The organism is Myxococcales bacterium, from assembly GCA_016717005.1.
Lineage (GTDB): Bacteria > Myxococcota_A > Polyangia > Haliangiales > Haliangiaceae > UBA2376.
In genome coordinates this window covers 244,434-265,001 of the sequence record JADJUF010000008.1, presented here as the reverse complement: position 1 = coordinate 265,001, position 20,568 = coordinate 244,434, and the positions used below count along the sequence as shown (strand labels likewise).

The window sequence follows — 20,568 nt, the reverse complement described above, 5'->3', positions numbered from 1 at the left end:
GATCAGACCGCGCGCAGCGCTGGGCGCGCGTCCAGGGTCTCGACCGGGCCCCAGTCGGGGTCGCGCAGGTAGCGCAGCAGGCCCGACGCGAAGCCGGCGCCGTGCGACGCGTGGAGCACCGGGAAGATGGCCCAGGCGGTCGCGACCGCGACCGGCCCCAGCGGCGCGGCGACCCGGACCGCCTCGGCGCCGGTCAGCAGCGCGTACGCGGCGAACGCGGCCGGCGCGATCGGCCACAGCGGCGGCAGCACGATCAGCGCGCTGGCCCCGAGCACCATGCCGAACGGGATCAGCGGGCGCAGCGTCGGGAACCGGCCGAGCTTGAGCAGCGTCCGGGCCCGGCCGCGCCCGTACTTCCAGTACTGCTTGGCCAGGGTCGCGAACGAGTCGCGCGGGTAGTAGTGGACCTCGATCGCCGGCGACAGGTAGATCTTGCCGCCGCTCGCGAGCAGGCGCTGGTTGAGCTCGGCGTCCTCGTTGGTGATCGCCTTGGGATCGTAGAGGCCGATGCGCTCGAAGATGCGCTTGCGGAAGGCGCCCAGGAACACGGTGTCGACGAAGCCCTCGGCGGTGGCGTCGCGGTACCGGGCGCCGCCGACGCCGACCGGGGACGCCAGCGCCGCGCACAGCGCCCGCTGGAACGCGGTCTTGGCCTTGGCCCGCTGGGCGCCGCCGACGTTGTCGGCGCCGGTCGCCTCGAGCTGCTCGACGCACGTCCGCACGTAGCTGGGCGTGTACTCGCAGTGGACGTCCATGCGCACGACGATCTCGCCGCGCGCGGCGCGGATGAGCTGGTTGAGGCCGGCGGCCTGCAGGCGATCGGGGTTGTCGATCACCTTGATGCGGGGGTCGTCGATCGCCAGCTCGGCCAGGATCTCGCGGGTGCGGTCGGTCGAGCGGCCGTCGGCGATCAGGATCTCGATGCGATCGCCCGGGTAGTCCTGGGCCTGGACCGAGCGGATGCACGCCTCGATGTAGTGCTCCTCGTTGAAGGCCGGCATGGCGATCGTCACCAGCGGAGTACGCATCCGCCGATGGTACACGACCGCGGTCACCGCCGCGGCGGCGGCCGGCGCCCGCTGGCGCGGTACGCCGCGTAGTCGGCCAGGATCGTCGCGTGATCGAACGCGATCGGCGTCGGCAGCGCGTCGAGCGCGAACACCCCGGCCCCGGTGGCGTCGTCGCCGCCGATCGGCGCGCCGGCGGCCCGCCCGAGGAACACCGTCGACATCGTGTGCTGGCGGGCGTCGCGGGCCGGGTCGCTGTAGACGTGGAACAGCTCGGTCAGCTCGACGTCGAGGCCGGTCTCCTCCTTGGCCTCGCGCACGCCGGCGTCGGCGACCCACTCGCCGCGATCGACGAAGCCGCCGGGCAGGGCCCAGCCGCGCGGCTCGTTGCCGCGCTCGATCAGCACGACCGTGCCGGGGCGGCCGTCGAGCTCGATGACGACGTCGACGGTCGGCGTCGGGTTCTGGTAGGTCTTGGCGGGCGTGGTCATGGGGCCTCCGCGTCGGGGTTCACTGCGCGAGCGTGACTTCGACCCAGTCGAGCAAGAGCTGCTGCATCTGGTCCTTGGCCGCGGCCGCGCTGGCGTCGCCCCAGCGGTCGCGCCGCTCGCCGGGGTCGGTCGCCAGCTCGTAGAGCTCCGTCCGCCGCTGCGAGATGACGTTGATGATCTTCCACGCGCCGTCGCCCGCGACCGCCATCTTCAGATCTTGCTCCCAGCCCGGGTAGGCCAGGAGCTCCGCGAACGCCGGCCGGGGCGGCAGCGCCTCACCCCGGATCGCCGGCGCCAGGCTGCGGCCCAGCCAGCTCGGGTCGGGCGCGGCGCCGGCCAGGTCGACGACGGTCGGCGCGAGATCGATCAGCTGGACGACGTCGTCGACCGCGCGCGCCGGCGCGCCCGGCACCCGGAACGCGAACGGCACCCGCAGCTGCTCGTCGTACAGGTTGGTGCCGTGGAACATGCTCTGGCCGCCGAAATTGTGCTCGCCGAACGCCTCGCCGTGATCGCTCATGACGACGACGACGGTGTCGTCGTCGAGGCCGGCCGCGGTCAGGCCGTCGAGGAGCTGGCCGACCCAGCCGTCGACGAACGCGATCTCGTAGTCGTAGCGCTCGGCGTGGGCCTTGGTCCCCGACGTGGTCACCGGCGGGTAGCCCGGGTGCTCGACGAAGCTCGAGTGCGGCTCGAACAGGTGCACGAACATCGCGAACCGCTGGTGCGACTTGCCGAGCTCGGCCAGGGACGCCACCGCCCGCGGCACGATCCGCGGCGACGCGACGTCCTTGTTCGACGGGCCGATGTCGAGCGCGCCGTCGTTGTCGAAGGTGGTGAAGCCCTGGGTGAAGTTCCGCTCGGGCCGGAAGTAGAAGTGCGACGCGTGGCCCCGGGTCTCGAAGCCGGCGGCGGCCAGCTGCTCGAACAGCATGACGTTGGCGTCGTCGACCCGCGGGTACTTGGCGTGCATCTGGTCGACCTTGACCAGCGACGGGTAGCGCGAGGTCATGAAGCTCGGCATCGACCGCGGCGTGTTGTTGGCCTGGGCGTAGGTGCGCTTGAACCACACCGCCTGGGTCAGGAACTTGTCGATGTTGGGCGTCAGCGACGCGCCGTTGCGCTGGTAGCCGCTGGCGCCGAGCCGATCGACCCGGAGCGTGTCGATCATGATGATCAGCACGTTGGTCCTGGGGCCGGTCGGCGCCGCGGCGCCGCCGTCGGTGGGCGCCGCGGCCGGCGTCGGGCGCGGTCGCGGGGTCGGCGCCGACCTCGCGCGGACGATCGCCGCCCTGGCAGTTGTCGTCCTTGCCGTTGCCCGGGATCTCCTTGGCGTTGGGGTTGACCTCGGGGTCGTGGTCGTCGCAGTCGGGCCCGCGGAAGAACGCCGAGACGCCGTCGCCGTCGCGATCCGACAGCGACTGCAGCACGGTCACGAACGTGCGCGACGCGACGCCGCGCTCGGTCACGGCCTTGGCCACCGCCGCTGACGGCTGCCGACCCAGCGTGACGACGCCGAGCCCGAGCGCGACGACGAGCCCGACCGCGACCACGGGCCCGCGCGCCGGCACCGCCCGTCGGACCGCGGCCAGCGGGCCGAGCGCGAGCGCGCCCAGCACGAGCGTCACCACCGGCAGGAGCGCCACCTCGACGATCGCGCCGATCGGCAGCGCGGCGTTGTCGAAGCCCGCGTGGAGCAGGCGCTGGCGGGCGATCACCAGGATCACGATCACCGCGAGGCCGACCGCCCAGACGAACCGCGGCACGCCGGCGAGCGCCGGCACCGGCGCCACGACGACCCGCGCCAGCCGGGCCAGCGGCACGATCACCAGGCCGGCGCCGATCGCGATGAGCATCGCGACCGGGCCCATGACCCGCGCGCCTGGCACCGGCCGGTGGGCGTTGGCGACGATCAGCTTGGTGGCGATCGGCACGATCGTCGCGACCGCGACGGCCACGACCGCGGCGGCCAGGACGACCGCGGCCCAGGCGACGTCGCGGTCGCGATCGTCGCGCAGCCGACCGATCGCGCCGGGGCCGAAGGTGGCCGAGAACCCGGCGGCGATGGCGCCGGCGTAGAGCGCGAACCCGAACGCCGGCAGGCCCCACAGGCCGAGCACGGTCATCATGGCGCCGCCGCCGGTGGCGATCCCGTCGACGATCGCCAGGACCAGCGCGGCGACCAGCGCGGCGCCAGCGCCGCTCGCGAACGCGGCGACAGTCGGACGGGGGGGTGGGGCAGGGGCCTCGGCCATGGCCGAAGCGTTACCACGTCCGATCGCGCCGCCGCCGCCGCGAGGCGACGCCGGGATCGGTCAGCGCCGGGTCTGGACCAGCGCCAGCGCGTCGTCGCGCTCGGGGACCCCGTCCCACGCGCCCAGCACCTGGCACGACAGCGCCGCGGCCGCCGACGCCAGCTCGATGCAGCGCGCGAACGGCAGCTCACCGAGCAAGCCCGCCACGAACGCGCCGTGGAACACCGAGCCAGCGCCGGTCGCGTCGATGGTCTCGATCGGGAAGCCCGGCACCTCGACCAGCTCGCCGCCGTGGCGCCCGACCGCCCCCGCGGCGCCGAGGGTGACCACGACCGCGCGCGGGCCCAGCTGGACCAGCTCGCCCAGCGCCTCGATCAGATCTCGGCGCGGCGCCAGCTCGGCCAGCAGGCGCTCGGACGTGATCAAGATGTCGGCGAACGCCACCAGCTCACCCGAGCCCTCTACCGGCCCGGTCAGGTCGATGATCACCGGGATGCCCCGGGCCCGCGCCCGCTGCGCGACCTCGATCTGCGCGCGCGGGGCCGAGTCGTCGAGCAACAGCGCCCGGGCGCCGCCGAGCGTGGCGTCGACGTCGATCGGCAGCGCGTCGAGGTCGATCTCGTCGCCGGCCGCGCGCTGGATCAAGCGGCCACCGTGCGGGTCGACGGTCACGATCTCGGTCGGCGAGCCGCCGGGGTTGACCCGCAGCAGCGCCCCGTCGATCCCGTCCTGGGCCAGCGTGGCCCGGGCCAGCGCCGACAGGCCATCGGTCCCGACCCAGCCGGCCAGGCGCGCCTGACATCCGAAGGCGGCGGCGGTCCGGAGCGCGACGGCGACGCCCGGACCTGGCGACACGGCGATCGCGGCCAGCTCGCCGGCGTCCCCGGAGGTCGCGTCTGGCACCCGGTGCGCAAGCGCCGAGATCGACACGCGGACGCACCCGACCCCGGCGACGATGGGCCGGTTCACCGAGCGCTCCGTGTCGGACCGATCACACCCGCAGGGTACCAGGCCCGCCGTGGCTCCGGGCCGCCTCGACCGCGCGATCTCGCCGGTGTAGGGTCGCGTACGTGAGCGATCGGCCCAGGCAACCCTCCGCCCCGCTGGCGGGTCTGACCTCGGACCCACGCCGCGAGGAACCGGTGGCCACGACCGCAGTCTCCGAAATCCCACGCCCCCGCACCGCCGTCCCCGGCGCCGCCATGGACGACGCAACGCTGATCGCTGCCTGTCGCCGCGGCGAGGCCCGCGCGATGGAGACCCTGTACCACCAGTACAAGCGCCGGGTGTTCGGCCTGTGCCACCGCATCGTCGGCCCGGTCGACGTCGAGGAGGTCGCGCAGGAGGTCTTCGTCCGGGTGTTCCGCGGCCTCGGCGGGTTCCGCGGCGACGCCCAGCTCGGCACCTGGGTCTACCGGCTCGCGGTCAACTGCGCGCTGACCCACGCCGCCAAGCAGAAGCGCCGGCACGAGGTCGGCGACGATCAGCTCGAGAGCATGGCCGCGCCGCCGACCGCGCTGCGCGACCCGCGGCTGTCGCGCCGGGTCGAGGCGGCGATGGCGCTCCTGCCCGCCGGCTACCGCGCGATCCTGGTCCTGCACGACATCGAGGGCCTGTCCCACGAGGAGTGCGCGGCGATCATGGACTGCCGGATCGGCACGTCCAAGTCGCAGCTGCACAAGGCCCGCGCCAAGATGCGCGAGCTCCTGGGCCCGGCCCTGGCCGCCGAGCGGCTGCCCGGGGACGGCGCATGACCTGTCGCGACCTCACCGCCTCGGTGGTCGCCTACCTCGACGGCGATCTCGACGACGATCGCGCGAGCGCCTGTCGCGGGCACCTGCGGGTGTGCGCGGCGTGCCGCGACCTCGCCGATCAGCACGCGCGCCTGCGCGACGCCCTGGTCGAGCTGCCGCCGCCGGAGCCGCCGCCGGCGCTGTGGGCCCAGATCAACGCCCGGCTCGGCGCCGCCGAGATCGCCGACAGCGAGCGCGGCCCGGTCGCGCGCGCCTGGACGCGCCTGCGCGGCTGGGCCCGCCCGGTGCTGTGGCCAGCGACGATGATCGCCTCGGCCGGCGCGATCGCGCTGGTGGTCGGGCAGCTCCGCCACGGCGGCGACGCGACCCGTCCGCTGGCGCTGACCGCGCCGGTCACCGAGCTCGCCCCGCCGGCGCCGCCGGTGCACCTGGCGCTGCGCGACGCGCTCGACGAGCACGCCGACCTCGAGCGCGACGCCGAGGCCCGCTTCCGCAAGGTCGCCGCCGAGCTGCTGGCGATGGCGCGGACCGAGGTCGCGAGCTGGCCAGCCGCCCGGGCCCGGCACTTCGCCCACGAGGTCGAGCGGCGCGAGCGCGCGGTCTTGACGTCGGATCCTGGCCTCGGCCGCGATCGCGCGTGGCACGAGCTGACCGCGTACCTCGAGCGCGTCGCGCTGGGCGAGCAGGTCGCCATGGGGGGCGCACGATGACCCGCGCGCTGCTGGTGCTGGCGCTGATCGCCGCGCCGCTGGGCGCCCACGCCGACGACGGCACCGACGGCGACGGCGACGGCGCGGTGGTCGAGCGCGCCACGCTCGAGGTCGTGCCGACGACCCGCGCGATCGGCGCGATCGCGATCGACAACCCCTACGGCGACGTCCGCATCGAGGGCTACGACGGCACCTCGGTCGTGATCGACTCGGTCAAGCACGCGCCCGATCCGAGCGCGCTCGGGCGCCTGCGGGTCGTGGCGGTGCAGGGCCCCGACGGCGCGGTCCGCCTGACCACCGAGGTGATCGCGCGCAAGGATCGGCCGGCGGTCGCGCTGGCCACGATCCGGGTCGATCTGCGGGTCCGGGTGCCGCGCGCCGTCAAGGTCGCGGGCCGGGTCAGCACCGGCCGGCTGTCGGTCGAGAACGTCGACGCGGGCGCCGATCTCGACTCGTCGACCGGGCCGATCGTGGTCCGCAACGTCGCCGGGGTCGTGTTCGCGCGCTCGCTGGCCGGCAGCCAGCGGTTCGAGGAGGTCTTCGGCACGCTCGACAGCCACGCCGTCGACGGCGACGTCGCGTTCGACGGCGTCCGCGGCGCCGCGCTCACGGCCCAGGTCTACGACGGCGACATCGACGGCCGGCGGGTCGCGTCGCGCCAGGTGCGGATGTCGACCATCACCGGCGCGATCGATCTCGAGGCCGAGGCCCAGGCCGGCGGCGCGCTGACGGTCACGTCGCTGCGCGGCTCGGTCGACGTGCGGGTGCGCGGCCAGGTCGGCCTGGCGGTCCGCGCGCGCGCGGGCGGCCGGCTGTCGATGACCGGCGGCACCCCGAGCGCGGCGCCCCCGACCACGGCGGATCGCTGGGTCGAGGCCCAGTACGGGCGCCGGCGCGGGCGGGCGGCGGTCAAGGTCGAGTCGCGGTTCGGCGACGTCAGCTTCAGCCTGCTCCAGCAGTAGCCGCCCGGCGGCTCGCCGCGCGCGCCTTGACCCGCCGGGGTTCCGCCGACATGCTGCGACGATGTCGGTGCCCGCCACCTCGGATCGCCTCCGCGAGTACGCCGCCCAGACCGTCGCGTACGTCAAGCGCGCGGTCGGGGTCGATCTCGACTTCGACAGCGACACGCTGCCGCTGCTCGACCACTACCTGCGCTCGGTGCCGACCGATCAACCGGCCACGACCCGGCTCGTGGTCGCGACCGCCGCCGCGTACTTCGGCGAGGTCGTGCAGCGCCGGCTCGGCGGGCGCTGGGAGACCGAGACCGAGGAGATCACCGGCTGGCGCATGGTGCTGCCGACCGGGCTGGCGTTCTCGCCGGCCGGCATGGTCGGGGCCGCGATCGCCCGGGCCGAGGTCGACGATCTCGACACCGGCCTCGAGGCGCCGCCGCGGATGCGCCCGTACGTCGAGCAGGCGATGGCGCGGATGAGCCCGGTGTCGACCGAGGAGTACTACTCGCTGTGCGGCCGGCTCGACACCCTCGAGCACGTCCACGAGGTGCTGGTGACCGTCGCGGCCCAGCTGGCCGGCGAGCCGGTGCCGGCCCCGGACGACGGCACCGATGACGACGTCGAAGACGACGCGCCCGCCCCCGACCCGGTCGACCCGCTCGTCAATTGATCGGCCGCGGCTGGATCGCGCGCGCGGCGCGATGATATGCCGTCGGTATGTCTCGTGGGCGCGAGCGCGCACCTTCGCAGAACGCGTACCGCGGCGCCGTGGGCGCCACCCGCACCCGTGCCGTGCACGTCACGCTGCCCTCGGGCGACGTGATCACGGCCCGGGTGTACGACGTGATCGACGCCGTCGCCGATCCTGACCTGGCGCAGCGCCTGATGGCCGGCGAGCCGATCAACCGGATCGCCGGCCCCGACGGCAGCGAGGTCGTCGTGACCACCCCGGTGGTGTTCCACGACCCCGCGGCCGAGGTGTTCGTGGTCGTGGCCAGCGCCAGCGATCGCCACCGCGAGCTGGAGCTGCGGGCCCAGACCTTCACCGAGCTGGCGGCCGATCGGACGGCCGCGGTGCCAGCGTACGTGCGCGACTTCGGCCTGGTGTTCGGCGCGGCCGGCCTGACCGCGCTGCTCGAGGCCCGCGCTGGCGCAGCGCTGTCGACCCACCGGGCCGCCGAGGCCGGCCGTGAGGTCGAGCGCGAGCGCCGGGAGCTGGGCGAGCGCCGCGCCGAGCTGGCGACGCGGGAGGCCGCGCTCGAGCAGCACCTGCGGGAGCTCGAGGCCCGCCAGGCCGACCTGGCCGCGGCTGGCGCCGAGGCCGCGCGCCGCCTGGTCGAGGCGGATCGGGACGCGACCCGGCTCGGTGCCGAGGCGGCCGAGCTCCGGGCCGAGGCCGCCGAGCTCCGGGCCGAGGCCGAGCGCGAGCTGACCCGGGCCCGGGCCGAGGGCGCGCGCAGCGCCATCCGGCCCTCCCGCCCGACGCCGGGCGCGCCCACCGCCGCCGCCAGCGAGCCGGTCACGACCCCGGTGCGGTCGCTGACCGAGGTGCCCGACGAGGTGACCAGCCCGTTCGAGATGCTGGAGGAGGCCGACGCGCCCGAGCTGCCGTCGTCGGCCGATCCCATCACCACGGTCACCGCCGACGCGCCGCGTCCGGGCAGCGATCCGTGGGTGCTCGGGTTCGCGCGCTCGACCGCGCCCGCGGTGTTCTCGATCGACGACGACGGCCGGGTCCGGGTCGCGCTGCGCGCCGGCGGCACCAGCGGCGCCGCGCTGACCGCCAGCCGGCTCGACGTGCGCCTGGTCGTCCACCGCCTGCCCGAGTACGGCGTGATCGCGCTGGTGATCGGCACGCCCGCCGCCCTGCGCGGGGTCGGCCCGAGCCACCGCGTCGTCGTCCCGCTCGACGTCGCCGGCGAGGTCGATCGGCGGTTCCTGGCCGCCCTCGAGCGCGACTTCACGATCGAGGTCGACGTGATCGTCGACGGCCGGCCGGTCCGGCGGGCCCGGCTCCAGGCGCCGCTGACCGAGAACGTCGGGTTCGTGCTGCGGGCCGCGTCGGATCACCTGCGCGCGCTCGGCGCGTCGGCGAACTTCGCCCGGGGCCTGGTCGCGCTCGGCGGCTCGGGCCTCGATCTGCTCGGCCTGGCTCACCCCGAGCACGGCGAGTTCCGCGTCGACAAGCTCGAGCCCATGGCCACCGCGAACCAGGCCCGTCGGGCCCTGGCGATCGCCCGCCGGTTCTCGCGGCCCGCGCGGGAGGACTACCTCGCGTGCGTGCGCAGCTTCCCGCTGACGCGCTGGCGCGAGCTGCGCCGCGCGGTGCTGGCGCGCGCGATCGAGCTCGGCCTGTGGATGGGCCCCGAGCTGGCCCAGACCGCGGTGTCGGAGGGCCTGGCGCGCTCGCGCCGGGATCTGCTGGCGCGGCTCGAGGCCGGGTTCGCGAACCTGCTCGGGCAGGCCCAGGCCAACGATCTGGACGCGGACGCCATCGAGGACAACCGCAAGGCCCTCGCCGACGAGGCCACCGCGCTGGGCGTGGCCTCGGCGACGAGCGCGAGCGCGGAGGACGAGCCGGCGACGTCGGGGACGATCGCCGCCAAGCCGACCGCGGCGCCGGGCGTGCGCGGCCTGCCGGTGCCCGAGCTGGTCCGGCTGCTCGACGATCGCGATCGCCGGCTCGCGGCCGCCCTCGAGCTGTGCGAGCGCGGCGACGGCACCGTCGCGCGCCTGGTCATGAACGCGGTCCGGCGCATGAGCCGCGCCGACGCGGTGCGGGTGCTGGGCGCGATGGTGCGGCTGGGGCCGACCGCGGCCCCGACCCTGACCGCCGGGCTTGCCAGCTCGAAGGCGTTCTTGCGGCACGGGTGCGCGCTGGCGCTGGCGCTCCTGCACACCGAGGCGGGCACCGAGGCGGTGGTCGACGCGCTGCTGGGTGAGCCGACCGAGATCTGGCGCGAGATCGCGCGGGCGGTCGGCCACGTGGGTCCGCCGGCGTTGATGCCCCTGGCGGCCCGCCTGGGCCGGCTCGGCGACCGCGCCAGCGCCGGCGATCGCGAGCGCATCGCCTGGGCCATGGCCCACGTCGGCGTGCGGGGCGGCAAGCACGCGGTCGAGACCCTCGCCAACGGCCACAGCGCCGTGGCGCCGGTCGCGCGCATGGCGATCGAGCGCATGGCGCCGGCGGCGTCGGACGACGTGTCCGGGCGCAGCCCCGGCCGTGAGGTCACGGTCAACCGGGCGTTCTCCCGGCGGTTCTTCGAGGCGCTCGAGCGCGGGCTGCCCGAGCTCGGCAAGGGCGAGCTGGCGGCCCTGGACGCGTCGAGCCCGATGGAGCTGCTCGACGACAGCGACCTGGTCCCGGACGATGACGGCGGGGACGAGGAGCTCGACGAGAGCGATCTGGTGGACGAGTGAGGCGCGAACGGGGCGCCGACGCGCAAAACCAGGTATGCTGATCGCTCGCCCAAGATGCGCATCGGGATCTTCAGCGACGTTCACGCCAACATCGAGGCCCTGACAGCGGTCCTCGAGGCGTTCCGTGGCGAGCGGATCGATCAGTACGTGTGCATCGGTGACACCGTCGGCTACGGCGCGTCGCCCAACGAGTGCTGCGACGCGATCCGCGCGCTGGCCAAGTTCACGATCCTCGGCAACCACGACGCCGCCGTCGCCGGGCGCATGGACTACTCGTACTACTACGACGCCGCGCGCGGCGCGCTCGACCTGCACGCGCGGCTGCTGACGCCCGAGAACATGGCGTGGCTCAAGGGCCTGCCGTACGAGGTCAAGGACGGCGAGGTCACGTTCTGCCACGGCTCGCCGATCAACCTCGAGGAGTTCGAGTACATCTTCTCGACCGAGCAGGCCGCGCGGTGCCTCGACATCTGGGACGACCTGGCGACGGTGACGTTCATCGGCCACTCGCACCTGTGCAAGTCGTTCGCGCTGTCGCAGGACGACGTCTTCGAGGTCGTCGCGCAGAAGTTCACGATCCGCCCCGACCACCGCTACATCATCAGCGTCGGCTCGGTCGGGCAGCCGCGCGACTACGACAACCGCGCCAGCTACACGATCTACGACACCGACGAGCGGGTCTTCGAGTTCAAGCGCGTGCCCTACGACATCGAGGCCTCGGCGCAGAAGATCTTCGCGAGCGATCTCGAGCGCAACTTCGGCAACCGCCTGTTCCTGGGCGTGTGAGTTCCAGCGGCTTCGTCGGCACCTCGGTGCGGAAGCCTCGACGGGCCCCGCCCCGTGAGGCTCCAGCCGGGTCGACCGGAGCGCGCCGTGAACCGGTGCCTGGCGTCTGAGGCGACGGTTCGTCCCGGCGTCCGGGGCGCAGGTCGATCAGCGGCCGAGGGCGGCGGGGCGCAGGTCGAGCGGCGCGGTCGCGGCCGCGCGCGCGGTCGCCGCGTCGATGACGCCGGCGCGGCGCATGGCGCGGACGACGACGTCGACCCGGTGCGCGGTGTCGGGATCGAGCCGGTGCTGAGCGGCGAGGCGGGCGCTGATCGTGCGCGGCGCCGGCGTCAGCGCCGCCAGGAACGCCACCTGGCGGACGCTCAGCTGCGCCGGCGCCCGTCCGAACCAGTGGCGCGCGGCCGCGGCCAGGCCGTACACGCCCGGGCCGAGCTCGATGACGTTGAGGTAGCGGGCCAGGATCGTCGACTTCGAGACCACCGCCTCGAGCCGCCAGGTCAGGACCGCCTCCTCGAGCTTGCGCGCCAGCGTCCGGCGCTGGTGCAGGAACGCGTTCTTGACCAGCTGCTGGCTGATCGTCGAGCCGCCGCGCGCGAACCGCTCCTCGCGCAGATCGATCTCGAGGCTGCGCGCGATCTGCGTCAGGTCGAAGCCGTCGTGGTCCCAGAACCGCGCGTCCTCGGCGGCGACGAACGCGCCGCGCACGTAGGCCGGCACGGTCGCGAGGTCGACCCAGTCGCCGACCCCAGGGCCGACCGCGGCGCTGCTGCCGTCGGGGAAGCGGTGCTCGGCGACGCCGGCCAGCGTGCGCGGGTCGACCGCGGGCGCGTCGGCCACGACCTCGCACTGGTTCGCGAGGTCGACGTCGAGGTGGACGCCGTCGCCGAGCTCGGCGTCGAGATCGACCGTCGCGCTGGCGGTGCCGCCGATCGTGCCGCGCACGACCAGCTGATCGAGGTGGCCGCGCACCGGCGGCGGCAGCGCGTCGAGCAGATCGCGGCAGCGCGTGGTCGGCACCGCCAGCGCCAGGTTGCCGACGATCGGCCCGGCGCCGCCCCAGCGCACCCAGCCGTGAGCGTCGAGGGCGGCCGCGCCGCGCGTGAGCGCGAGCTGATCGACGTCGAGCCGATCGCCGGCGCGGCGGACCGCGAACGCGACCGCGCCGTCGAGCGCGATCGCCTCGTCGGCGATCGCGCGGTGGTCGAGGCGGGCGCCGGTCAGCTCGAGCTGGCCCCGCGCCTCGGTCGTGGCGCCGGTGGCGATCGTGATCCGCCCGCTGACCCGGGCGTCGGCCAGCCCCAGCGGTCCCGCGCGGGTGCCGAACACCGCGAGCGGGACGCGCTCGCCCGCGAACGCCAGCGCGGTGCCGCCGTCGGCGGTCGTGGCCGCGATCGCGACCGGGCGGGGCGCGCCGCCGTCGTCGACGGTGCCGGTCAGGCGCCACGGGCCATCGACCGCGTCCCGGACCAGCGTCAGGTCGCTCGCGACCAGGCGCGGGCCGCCGAGCGTGACGCCGAGGCGGCCGCCGACCACCGCGGCCCGCTCGATCGCCAGCTCGGGCAGGCGCACGTCGGCGCCGACCCGCGCGGCCGAGCCGTCGACCGACCAGCCAGCGCCGCCCGCGGTGAGGGTCGCGGCGCCGGTCACCAGCCGGACCCCGTGCCCCGACGGGTGCAGCTCGACGTCGCCGGCGCGCACCCGGACGCCGCGCACCTCCGCGACGAGATCGCCGCCCGACACGACGATCCGCCGCAGGCGTCGACCGGCCCGGGCCGCGCCGCCGTGGCCGCGGCGCGCCGCCAGCCGGGCCAGCACCTCGCGCCAGACCTCGTGCCCCTGCGCGTCGGCGAGCGCGCGCACGCGCGGGTGGGTCACGCGGATCTCGTCGGGCGTCAGGTCGCCGGCCAGGAGCGAGTCGAGCGAGACCGCGGCCTCGACCGCGTCCGCGGTCAGCAGGCCGTCGAGCGCGAGCCGGCGCACGGTGACGTTGCCGGTGAGCCCGGCCTCGAACGCGCCGACGTGGGTCGCCACGCCGGTGGCGCGGGTCAGCGCCGGCTCGAGATCGGCGTGGATGCGATGGTCGAGGTAGCGCTGGGCCGCGACCGGCGCCGCGACCGCGAGCGCCACCGTCACGACCGCGACGCGCTCCTGGCGCAGCCGGCGCCACGCCGCGGCCACCGCGGTCACCTCGCCCGGCGCGACGTCGGCCCGCATCAGTGCGGCGCGATCGGCTCGGCCCGACGCTCGTCGCCGTCGTAGCCGCGCTGGGCGATGCGGCGCTCGCCGCGGGGACGATGGGAGGGCAGGGCGGCCGCGAACAGCTGGGCCTCGCACAGCTCGCCGAAGTCGATGCCGGCGGCCGCGGCGATCCGCGGCAACAGGCTGGTCGGCGTCAGGCCCGGCACGGTGTTGACCTCGAGCAGGTACTCGTTGCCGGCCTCGCTGACGATCAGGTCGACGCGGGTCGCGCCGCGGCAACCCAGCGCCCCGACCGCGCGCGCGGCCTGGGCCAGCACGCCGCGGTAGCGCTCGGGCGACAGCCGCGGCGGCAGGTAGTAGTTGGTGGCGCCGCGCGTGTACTTGGCGCCGTAGTCGTAGAACTCGGTCTTCGGCGCGATCTCGACCGCGCCCAGCGCGCGATCGCCGAGCACGGCCACCGACACCTCCTGGCCCGCGATGTAGCGCTCGACCAGGACCTCACCGTCGAAGCAGGCCGCGGCCTCGATCGCCGCTGGCAGCTCGCGCTCGCTGGCGACGATCGTCACGCCGACCGAGCTGCCCTCGCGCGCCGGCTTGACGACGCACGGGTACCCGAAGTCGCCGTGGGCGCTGACGGCGTCCTCGCCGTCGCCGTGGGCGACGTAGTACGGCGCGGTCGGCAGGTTGTTGAGCCGGAACAGCTCCTTGGACTTGATCTTGTTCATCGCCAGCGCCGAGGCCAGCACGTCGGAGCCGGTGTACGGGATGCCCATCATCTCGAGCATGCCCTGGACGCAGCCGTCCTCGCCGTAGCGGCCGTGGAGCGCGATGAAGGCGACGTCGATCGACGCCTGGCGCAGCGCCAGGTCGAGATCGCGATCGACGTAGATCGGGACCGCCTGGAAGCCGCGCGCGCGCAGGGCCGCCAGCACCGCCTCGCCGCTGCGCAGCGACACCTCGCGCTCGCTGGACATGCCACCCATCAGGACGCCGATCTTGCGGTTCTTCATCGTCGAGACTCCTGCCCGTAGCGCCCGAGCCGGGGTGGCCCGAAGCCGTGTCGATCGCCGTGTCGAAGGAGACAGCACGTGCGGTGCCAGCGCCCGCTGCCCCTGGGGACGCGCGCTCGCAGGCCCGTGTGGCCGGGGAGACACGACCGCCGCGGCCTGTCAGCGACGCTACGGGCGCGATCAGGGCCGGGCAAGTTTTTGTCGTCGAGTCCAAGGGTTGACGTCGTCGGGCCAAGGGGGTTATCCAGTCGGCCGGTAGGTCACCATGGCGAACAAGTCCGAGAAGTCCGAGAAGGCCGACAAGGCTGAGAAGAGCGACAAGCCCAAGGCCGCCAAGGGTGGCGCGTCGAAGCGAGCCGCTGGCACCAAGGCGCCCAAGGCCGAGGCAGCCGCGAAGCCCGCGAAGGCCCCGGCGAAGCCCGCGAAGGCCCCGGCGAAGCCCGCCAAGGCCCCGACGAAGGCGAAGGCCCCGGCGAAGCCCGCGAAGGCCCCGGCGAAGGCCAAGGCCCCCAAGGCGCCCGCGCCGACCGAGGTCGTCACCGAGGTCGAGCTGGCCCCGAGCGAGACCAGCCCCGAGGTCGCGCCGATCGAGGCCGCTGGCGATCTCGGCGACCTGATGATGGAAGACGCGATGCTCGATGGCACCGCGCCCGAGCCGCCGCTGTCGGCCGAGGAGCAGGAGCTGGCCGCGCTCTACGGCGACGACCTGGCCCCGGCCCCCGCCGCCGCGGCCCACGCCGAGTTCAGCGACAGCCGCACCGCCGACGAGGATCGGCCGATGCTGCCCGAGATCAACGGGCGCCAGGAGCGCCAGAAGCGCTGGGAGGAGCGGCGCGAGCAGCGGCGGTCCCGGCGCGACTTCGACCGCGGCCGGCGCGCGGACCGGCCCCGCCCCGAGGGCGAGCGTCGTCCCGAGGGCGAGCGTCGTCCCGAGGGCGAGCGTCGTCCCGAGGGCGAGCGTCGCCCCGAGGGCGAGCGTCCGGCGCCGACCCAGCTGGCGCTGCCCGCGCCGACCTCGCTGCCGGTGTCGATGCCCGCCGACGCGACCGGCGTGGTCCGGGTCGGCAACGCGCTGGGCGACGCCGCCTGGCAGGTGTTCACGTCGATCCGCGGCGCCCAGCCGATGCCGGTCAAGCAACTGGCTGGGATGATGCGCAAGCGCGGCCTGCTCGACGTCGATCCCGAGCTCGCGTGGCCGCACCTCAAGGCGGCGCTGCTCGGCGACGAGCGCAGCTACCGGTCGCTGGGCCTGCGGCCGCGCATCGTCTACCGCGGCCGCGATCTGTTCGCGCCCGGCCCGGTGGCGCAGAGCGCGACCGCCGACGCCGAGGCCGCGCTGGCCCGGGCGCTGTCGACGATGGCGGTCGCCACGCACGCCACGCTCAAGGCCCGCATCGGCCAGGCCGGCCAGGCCGGGTTCGAGCGGCTGGTCCACGCGTACCTGATCGCCGTCGGCTATCAGGAGGTCAACTGGATCAAGCGGACCGACGCGATCAGCTACGCCACCGCGGTCGCGCCGGGCTCGACCGGCACGATCATGGTCAGCGCCCGCGCGGGTGACGCCCCCGTCGATCGCCGCGGCGTCGGCGAGCTCCGGGTCGGCGTCGAGGCCAAGGGCCTGCTGGCCGGCCACCTGTTCGCGGCCCGCGAGCTGTCGACCGAGGCCGAGCGCGAGCTCGAGCGGCCCGGGCGCTCGATCTCGGTCTACGCCGGCGACGGCTTCGTCACCGCGCTCCTGACCGCGGGCGTAGGCGTGGTCACCGCCGCGGCGCCGGTGCGCTACGTCGACGACCAGCTGTTCGGCGAGCTGCTGGCCGGGTGATCGACTGGCGCTGGCTCGGCCGCGTCGCCCACGGGGACGCGATCGCCCAGCAGGAGGCGCGGCGGCAGGAGATCCTCGCCGGTGACGCCGCCGCCCAGGCGGTGCTGCTGTGCGAGCACCCGCCGGTGATCACGCTCGGCCACGCCGCCGATCGCGGCCACGTGCTGATCGACGACGCCGAGGCGGCGCGCCGCGGGATCACGATCACGCCGGTGTCGCGCGGCGGCGACGTGACCTACCACGGCCCCGGCCAGCTCATGATCTACCCGGTGGTCCGCGTCCGCTCGGTGGTCGCGTTCCTGGCGGCCGTCGCCGGCGCGATCGCCGAGGAGTGCGCCGCGCTCGGGGTCGTCGGCGCCGAGTTCCGGCGCGAGCCGGCCGGGCTGTGGCTCGGCGACGCCAAGCTCGCCGCGTGCGGGCTGCACCTCGCGCGCGGCGTGGCGATCCACGGCTGGGCCTGGAACGTGGCGACGCCGCCCGAGGCCTGGACCGCGATCGTGCCGTGCGGGCTCGCGGTGCCGCAGCGGTCGCTGGCCGAGGCGTGCGTGGCCCGGGGCCTGCCGCCGCCGCCGCCGCTGGCCGACCTGGCCGCGCGCCTGGGCCCGAGGTTGGTCGCGGCGCTCGCGCCGCGCGCGGTCGTGTAGGATGCCCGCGATGGAGCTACTGACCGCGGTCCTCTACAACACCGACTTTGAGCACATCACCGGCGCGGCCTCGCCGGACGCGGTGTCGGTGCGCGTCGCCGCCGAGGCCGTGCGCGACGCGCTGCGCGTGGCGGGACACGCCGCCGAGCTGGTCGGCGCCTGGGGCAAGGATCTGCCCGAGGTCACCGCGGCGCTGGCGCGCGACCGTCCCGACCTGGTGTTCAACCTGGTCGAGTCGCTCGGCGGCGTGGCGCGGAACGAGGTCGTCGTGCCGGCGCTGCTCGACCTCATGGGCCTGGCCTACACCGGCGGCGACGCGATCGCGCTGGGCCTGTCGCTGTACAAGCCGCGCACCAAGGACGTGCTGATCGGGCGCGGCGTCGCGACGCCGCCGTACCGGGTCGTCGCCAGCGCCGACGACCTCGCGCGGGTCGCGGCCGAGGCGCTGGACTACCCGTGGTTCGTCAAGCTCGCCAACGAGGACGCCTCGGTCGGGATCACCGAGGCCAACGTGCTCGCCGACGGCGCGGCGCTGGCCGCGCGCTGCCAGGCGCTGCTCAAGGAGTTCGGCGAGCCGCTGCTGCTCGAGCGCTACGTCGCCGGCCGCGAGGTCAACGTGACGCTCCTGGGCTCGGGCGCCGACGTGGTCGTGCTCCCGCTGCACGAGATCGACTTCGCCGCGATGCCGGCCGGGCGCCCGCACATCGTCAGCTACGCGGCCAAGTGGGACGAGCAGCACGTCGACTACGCGGGCACCAAGCCGGTGCCGCTGCGCGACGCGACGCCGGCGCTGACCGCGCGGATCGTCGCCACCGCGCGCGCGGCCTGGGACGCGATCGGGCTGCGCGACTACGGCCGGGTCGATCTCCGGATCGATCCTGCGGGCGTGCCGTGGGTGATCGACGTCAACCCGAACTGTGACATCTCGCCCGACGCCGGGGTCCACCGCGCCGCGATGGCCCACGGCTGGACCTACCCGCAGCTCATCAGCGGCATCGCCGAGCTGGCGCACCGGCGCGCCCGCGGCCGCGCCTCGTGATCCGAGGCGCGCTGGCGCTGGCGCTGGTGGCCGCGGTCGGCTGCCGCAAGGCCACGCCGAGCAAGAAGGACGCCGCCCCGACGGCGGCGCCCGACGCCGCGCCGTGGATCACGCCGACGGTCGTGCTCGATCGCATCGAGGTCGCCCTCGGCTCGATCGGCGACGACGTGATCAGCTCGCGGGAGCTCGGGCGCCAGCTGGCCCGCTGCCTGATCGAGGCCGGCGACGACGTCGTCGCGCTCGATCGGCAGGTGCCGGTCGGGCGGCGCGGGCTGGGCGCCGCGATCGCCGTGACCTTCGACGCCGCGCCCCGCCCCGATCGCGCCGCGGTGGTCGTGACGGTCGCGGTGACGCTGACCTGGCGCGACGGCGACGACCTGCCGGCGCCGCGGGTCGAGGTCGCGGCCGAGGCGCCGGTCGTGGGCGCGCGCGCCGACGTGGCCATCGTCGCCGCGGTCGAGCGCCTCCGCGGGCTGGCGTGCACGCAGCTCGCCGCCGAGGTCGACCTCCTCGCCGCCGCCGACGTCACCGCCGGGCTCGCCGTCGACGATCCCGAGCTGCAGGCCTACGCGCTGGCCGTGATCGCGGCGCGGCGCCCGGCCGGGGTGGCCGCCGCGGTCGTGCCGTTGCTCGATCGTCCGGCCCCGATCGGCGACGCGGCGCTGACGACGCTGGTGGCGCTGGGCGATCCGTCCACGGTCGCCGCGCTGACCGAGCGCGTCGACCTGGCCGACGCGACCCGCCTCACCACGACGATCGAGGCCGCGATCGCGATCGGCGGCCCCGACGCCGAGGCGTTCCTGCAGGTGCTCACGGCCCACGCCGATCCGGACATCGCCCGGCACGCCCGCGACGGCCTGGCCCGGATGGCCCGGCGCGCGGCCCGCTGACCGTCGGCGCGCGCCACCCCCGCGCCGCACGCTGGGCGCGCACGTCGATCAGCCACCCGCGCACCTCGCCGCGGCGCGGCGGGGACGCGCGTCCGCAGGGGTCAGTCGCCGCTCCAGTAGCGGACCCGGCCGGTGTCCATGTGGACGAACTGGCTCGCGCGGTAGATGCCGACGCCGCCGAGCTTGCGGCCGACCGCCCAGGCGTGCAGCGCCTCGGTCGACACGCCGGGGATGCGGAAGTCGACGGCGGTGCCGTGGGTGTGCTGGCTGTCGCGCGCGACCTCGTGGCCCTTCTTGCGCAGCATCAGGTTGTACTTGGGCGCGCGGAAGCCCGACACGATCTCGATCCGGGTCGAGCGGAAGTGCACGGCCGCCTCGCGCAGCACCCCGATCAGGCGCGGGTCCATGTGGGTCGGATCGTTGGTGTAGTGATCGCGCAGGAACAGATCGACCTCGCCTGGCGCCACCGTCATCGGCCCGGTCGCGTCCAGCGCGAGCCACTCGTCGGTCCAGGTGTTGCGCAGGTTGACCACGACCGGGGGCGCCTTGCCGAGCACCCGCGGCGCCGGCGCGGTCGTCGCGCGCTTGGCCTCGAGGTACGCGGCCTTCTTCGAGGTCGGCGGCGGCTTGATCGCCGCGGTCGGCTTGGGCCGGCACCGTCGCCGGCGCCGCGACCAGCGCGACCAGCACCGCCGCGGCGGTCGCGGCCCGGGTCACGTGGGCGCGGCTCCGGGGCGCCGCCGCCCCAGCGGGACCAGGCCGTCGCCCAGGAGCTGGTTGAGCGAGCCCGAGGTGAAGCCGGCCAGATCGAGCGCGACGAACGTGAACCCGAGCTGGCGCCCGAGGGCGACCACCGCCGCGCGTACCGCCGGCTCGACCAGCCGCGGCAGCTCGCTGACCTCGACCTCGAGGCGCGCCACCGCGTCGTGGAACCGGACCCGGACCTGGCGGAAGCCGAGCGCGCGCAGGCCGTCCTCGAAGTCGTCGACCTGGCGCAGCCGCGCCCGCGTGATCGCCGTGCCGTACGGGAACCGCGACGACAGGCACGCGAGCTGCGGCTTGTCCCAGGTGCGGAGCCCGAGCTGGCGCGACAGCGCGCGGACCGCGGCCTTGTCGAGGCCGGCCTCGACCATCGGCATCAGCGCGCCGGCGGCCGAGGCCGCGGCGATGCCTGGGCGGTGATCGCCGAGGTCGTCGGTGTTGGTGCCGAGCGCGATCGGCGCGCCGACCTGCGCCGCGATCGGCGTCGCCACGCTCATCAGCTCGGTCTTGCACAGGGCGCAGCGATCGATCGGGTTCGCGGCGTAGCCGGGCACCGCCAGCTCGTCGGCGTCGACCAGGTGGTGGCGGTCGCCCAGGCCGAGCTCGGCGCCCAGCGCGCGGGCGTCGGCGACCTCGGCCCGGGCCATCGTCGGCGACACCGCGGTCACGGCGTGGGCGCGCGGGCCGAGCACGTCGATCGCGACCTTGAGCAGGAACGCCGAGTCGACGCCGCCCGAGAACGCGACCACGACGCCGGGCAGCTCCGCCAGGCGGGACTCGAGGGCGCGGTGTCGGACGGCCAGATCGCTCACCCGATCGATGTAAC

The 20,568-nt window shown here is 75.3% G+C and carries 18 protein-coding genes and 1 pseudogene; 10 read left to right on the top strand and 9 right to left on the bottom strand.

From position 1 onward, the window contains the following. Positions 1-2 precede the first annotated feature (2 nt). The 5 genes and pseudogenes from IPL61_10930 to IPL61_10910 form a co-directional block, all read right to left on the bottom strand. Positions 3-1,028 carry a glycosyltransferase family 2 protein gene (locus tag IPL61_10930; protein ID MBK9031820.1) on the bottom strand — a complete coding sequence of 342 codons (1,026 nt, stop codon included), beginning with the start codon at positions 1,026-1,028 and terminating at the stop codon, positions 3-5. Between the two features lie 23 nt (positions 1,029-1,051). After that, positions 1,052-1,498 (bottom strand): NUDIX hydrolase, encoded by a 447-nt coding sequence (locus tag IPL61_10925; GenBank protein MBK9031819.1) that lies wholly within the window; start codon positions 1,496-1,498, stop codon positions 1,052-1,054. A 19-nt stretch (positions 1,499-1,517) separates the two neighbouring features. After that, on the bottom strand, positions 1,518-2,669 hold the full coding sequence (locus IPL61_10920; GenBank protein ID MBK9031818.1) for a sulfatase: 1,152 nt from the start codon (positions 2,667-2,669) through the stop codon (positions 1,518-1,520). A 115-nt stretch (positions 2,670-2,784) separates the two neighbouring features. Next, positions 2,785-3,168: pseudogene (locus IPL61_10915) on the bottom strand (putative metal-binding motif-containing protein). 645 nt (positions 3,169-3,813) lie between these two features. Continuing rightward, positions 3,814-4,722 (bottom strand): hypothetical protein, encoded by a 909-nt coding sequence (locus IPL61_10910; protein MBK9031817.1) that lies wholly within the window; start codon positions 4,720-4,722, stop codon positions 3,814-3,816. Positions 4,723-4,955: 233 nt separating this feature from the next. On the opposite strand from IPL61_10910, the gene IPL61_10905 reads away from it, so the two are divergent. The 6 genes from IPL61_10905 to IPL61_10880 all read left to right on the top strand — a co-directional run bounded on the left by IPL61_10905 (position 4,956) and on the right by IPL61_10880 (position 11,376). Continuing rightward, positions 4,956-5,507: a sigma-70 family RNA polymerase sigma factor gene (locus IPL61_10905; protein MBK9031816.1), complete on the top strand. Its 552-nt coding sequence runs from the start codon at positions 4,956-4,958 to the stop codon at positions 5,505-5,507. Next, positions 5,504-6,217, top strand: a complete 714-nt coding sequence (locus IPL61_10900) for a zf-HC2 domain-containing protein (protein ID MBK9031815.1) — start codon at positions 5,504-5,506, stop codon at positions 6,215-6,217. The genes IPL61_10905 and IPL61_10900 overlap by 4 nt, the downstream gene beginning before the upstream one ends. Next, entirely contained in the window at positions 6,214-7,179 is a 966-nt protein-coding gene (locus IPL61_10895) for a DUF4097 family beta strand repeat protein (protein MBK9031814.1), read from the top strand. The genes IPL61_10900 and IPL61_10895 overlap by 4 nt, the downstream gene beginning before the upstream one ends. Before the next feature lie 61 nt (positions 7,180-7,240). Further along, positions 7,241-7,840 carry a hypothetical protein gene (locus IPL61_10890; GenBank protein ID MBK9031813.1) on the top strand — a complete coding sequence of 200 codons (600 nt, stop codon included), beginning with the start codon at positions 7,241-7,243 and terminating at the stop codon, positions 7,838-7,840. Positions 7,841-7,938: 98 nt separating this feature from the next. Beyond that, entirely contained in the window at positions 7,939-10,590 is a 2,652-nt protein-coding gene (locus IPL61_10885) for a hypothetical protein (protein MBK9031812.1), read from the top strand. A 54-nt stretch (positions 10,591-10,644) separates the two neighbouring features. Continuing rightward, positions 10,645-11,376 carry a metallophosphoesterase family protein gene (locus IPL61_10880; GenBank protein ID MBK9031811.1) on the top strand — a complete coding sequence of 244 codons (732 nt, stop codon included), beginning with the start codon at positions 10,645-10,647 and terminating at the stop codon, positions 11,374-11,376. A 147-nt stretch (positions 11,377-11,523) separates the two neighbouring features. Here the strand turns inward: IPL61_10880 and IPL61_10875 are convergent, their stop codons facing one another. Further along, positions 11,524-12,306 carry a transglycosylase domain-containing protein gene (locus IPL61_10875; GenBank protein MBK9031810.1) on the bottom strand — a complete coding sequence of 261 codons (783 nt, stop codon included), beginning with the start codon at positions 12,304-12,306 and terminating at the stop codon, positions 11,524-11,526. A gap of 1,283 nt (positions 12,307-13,589) precedes the next feature. Next, complete coding sequence (locus IPL61_10870; GenBank protein ID MBK9031809.1) at positions 13,590-14,585, bottom strand: D-alanine--D-alanine ligase; 996 nt, start codon at positions 14,583-14,585, stop codon at positions 13,590-13,592. 265 nt (positions 14,586-14,850) lie between these two features. On the opposite strand from IPL61_10870, the gene IPL61_10865 reads away from it, so the two are divergent. From IPL61_10865 to IPL61_10850, 4 genes are read left to right on the top strand one after another with little or no spacing between them, the layout of a single operon-like run. Further along, entirely contained in the window at positions 14,851-16,407 is a 1,557-nt protein-coding gene (locus tag IPL61_10865; protein ID MBK9031808.1) for a restriction endonuclease, read from the top strand. Continuing rightward, positions 16,404-17,051 (top strand): lipoyl(octanoyl) transferase LipB, encoded by a 648-nt coding sequence (gene lipB / locus IPL61_10860; GenBank protein ID MBK9031807.1) that lies wholly within the window; start codon positions 16,404-16,406, stop codon positions 17,049-17,051. The genes IPL61_10865 and lipB overlap by 4 nt, the downstream gene beginning before the upstream one ends. Positions 17,052-17,061: 10 nt before the next feature. Continuing rightward, positions 17,062-18,090 carry a D-alanine--D-alanine ligase gene (locus IPL61_10855; GenBank protein ID MBK9031806.1) on the top strand — a complete coding sequence of 343 codons (1,029 nt, stop codon included), beginning with the start codon at positions 17,062-17,064 and terminating at the stop codon, positions 18,088-18,090. Then, on the top strand, positions 18,087-18,980 hold the full coding sequence (locus IPL61_10850) for a hypothetical protein (protein ID MBK9031805.1): 894 nt from the start codon (positions 18,087-18,089) through the stop codon (positions 18,978-18,980). The genes IPL61_10855 and IPL61_10850 overlap by 4 nt, the downstream gene beginning before the upstream one ends. A gap of 101 nt (positions 18,981-19,081) precedes the next feature. On the opposite strand, the gene IPL61_10845 is transcribed toward IPL61_10850, so the two are convergent. Further along, a complete protein-coding gene (locus IPL61_10845) occupies positions 19,082-19,537 on the bottom strand; it encodes a DUF882 domain-containing protein (GenBank protein MBK9031804.1) in 456 nt (151 codons plus the stop codon). Positions 19,538-19,693: 156 nt separating this feature from the next. Continuing rightward, a complete protein-coding gene (larE, locus tag IPL61_10840) occupies positions 19,694-20,554 on the bottom strand; it encodes an ATP-dependent sacrificial sulfur transferase LarE (GenBank protein ID MBK9031803.1) in 861 nt (286 codons plus the stop codon). Positions 20,555-20,568 lie beyond the last annotated feature (14 nt).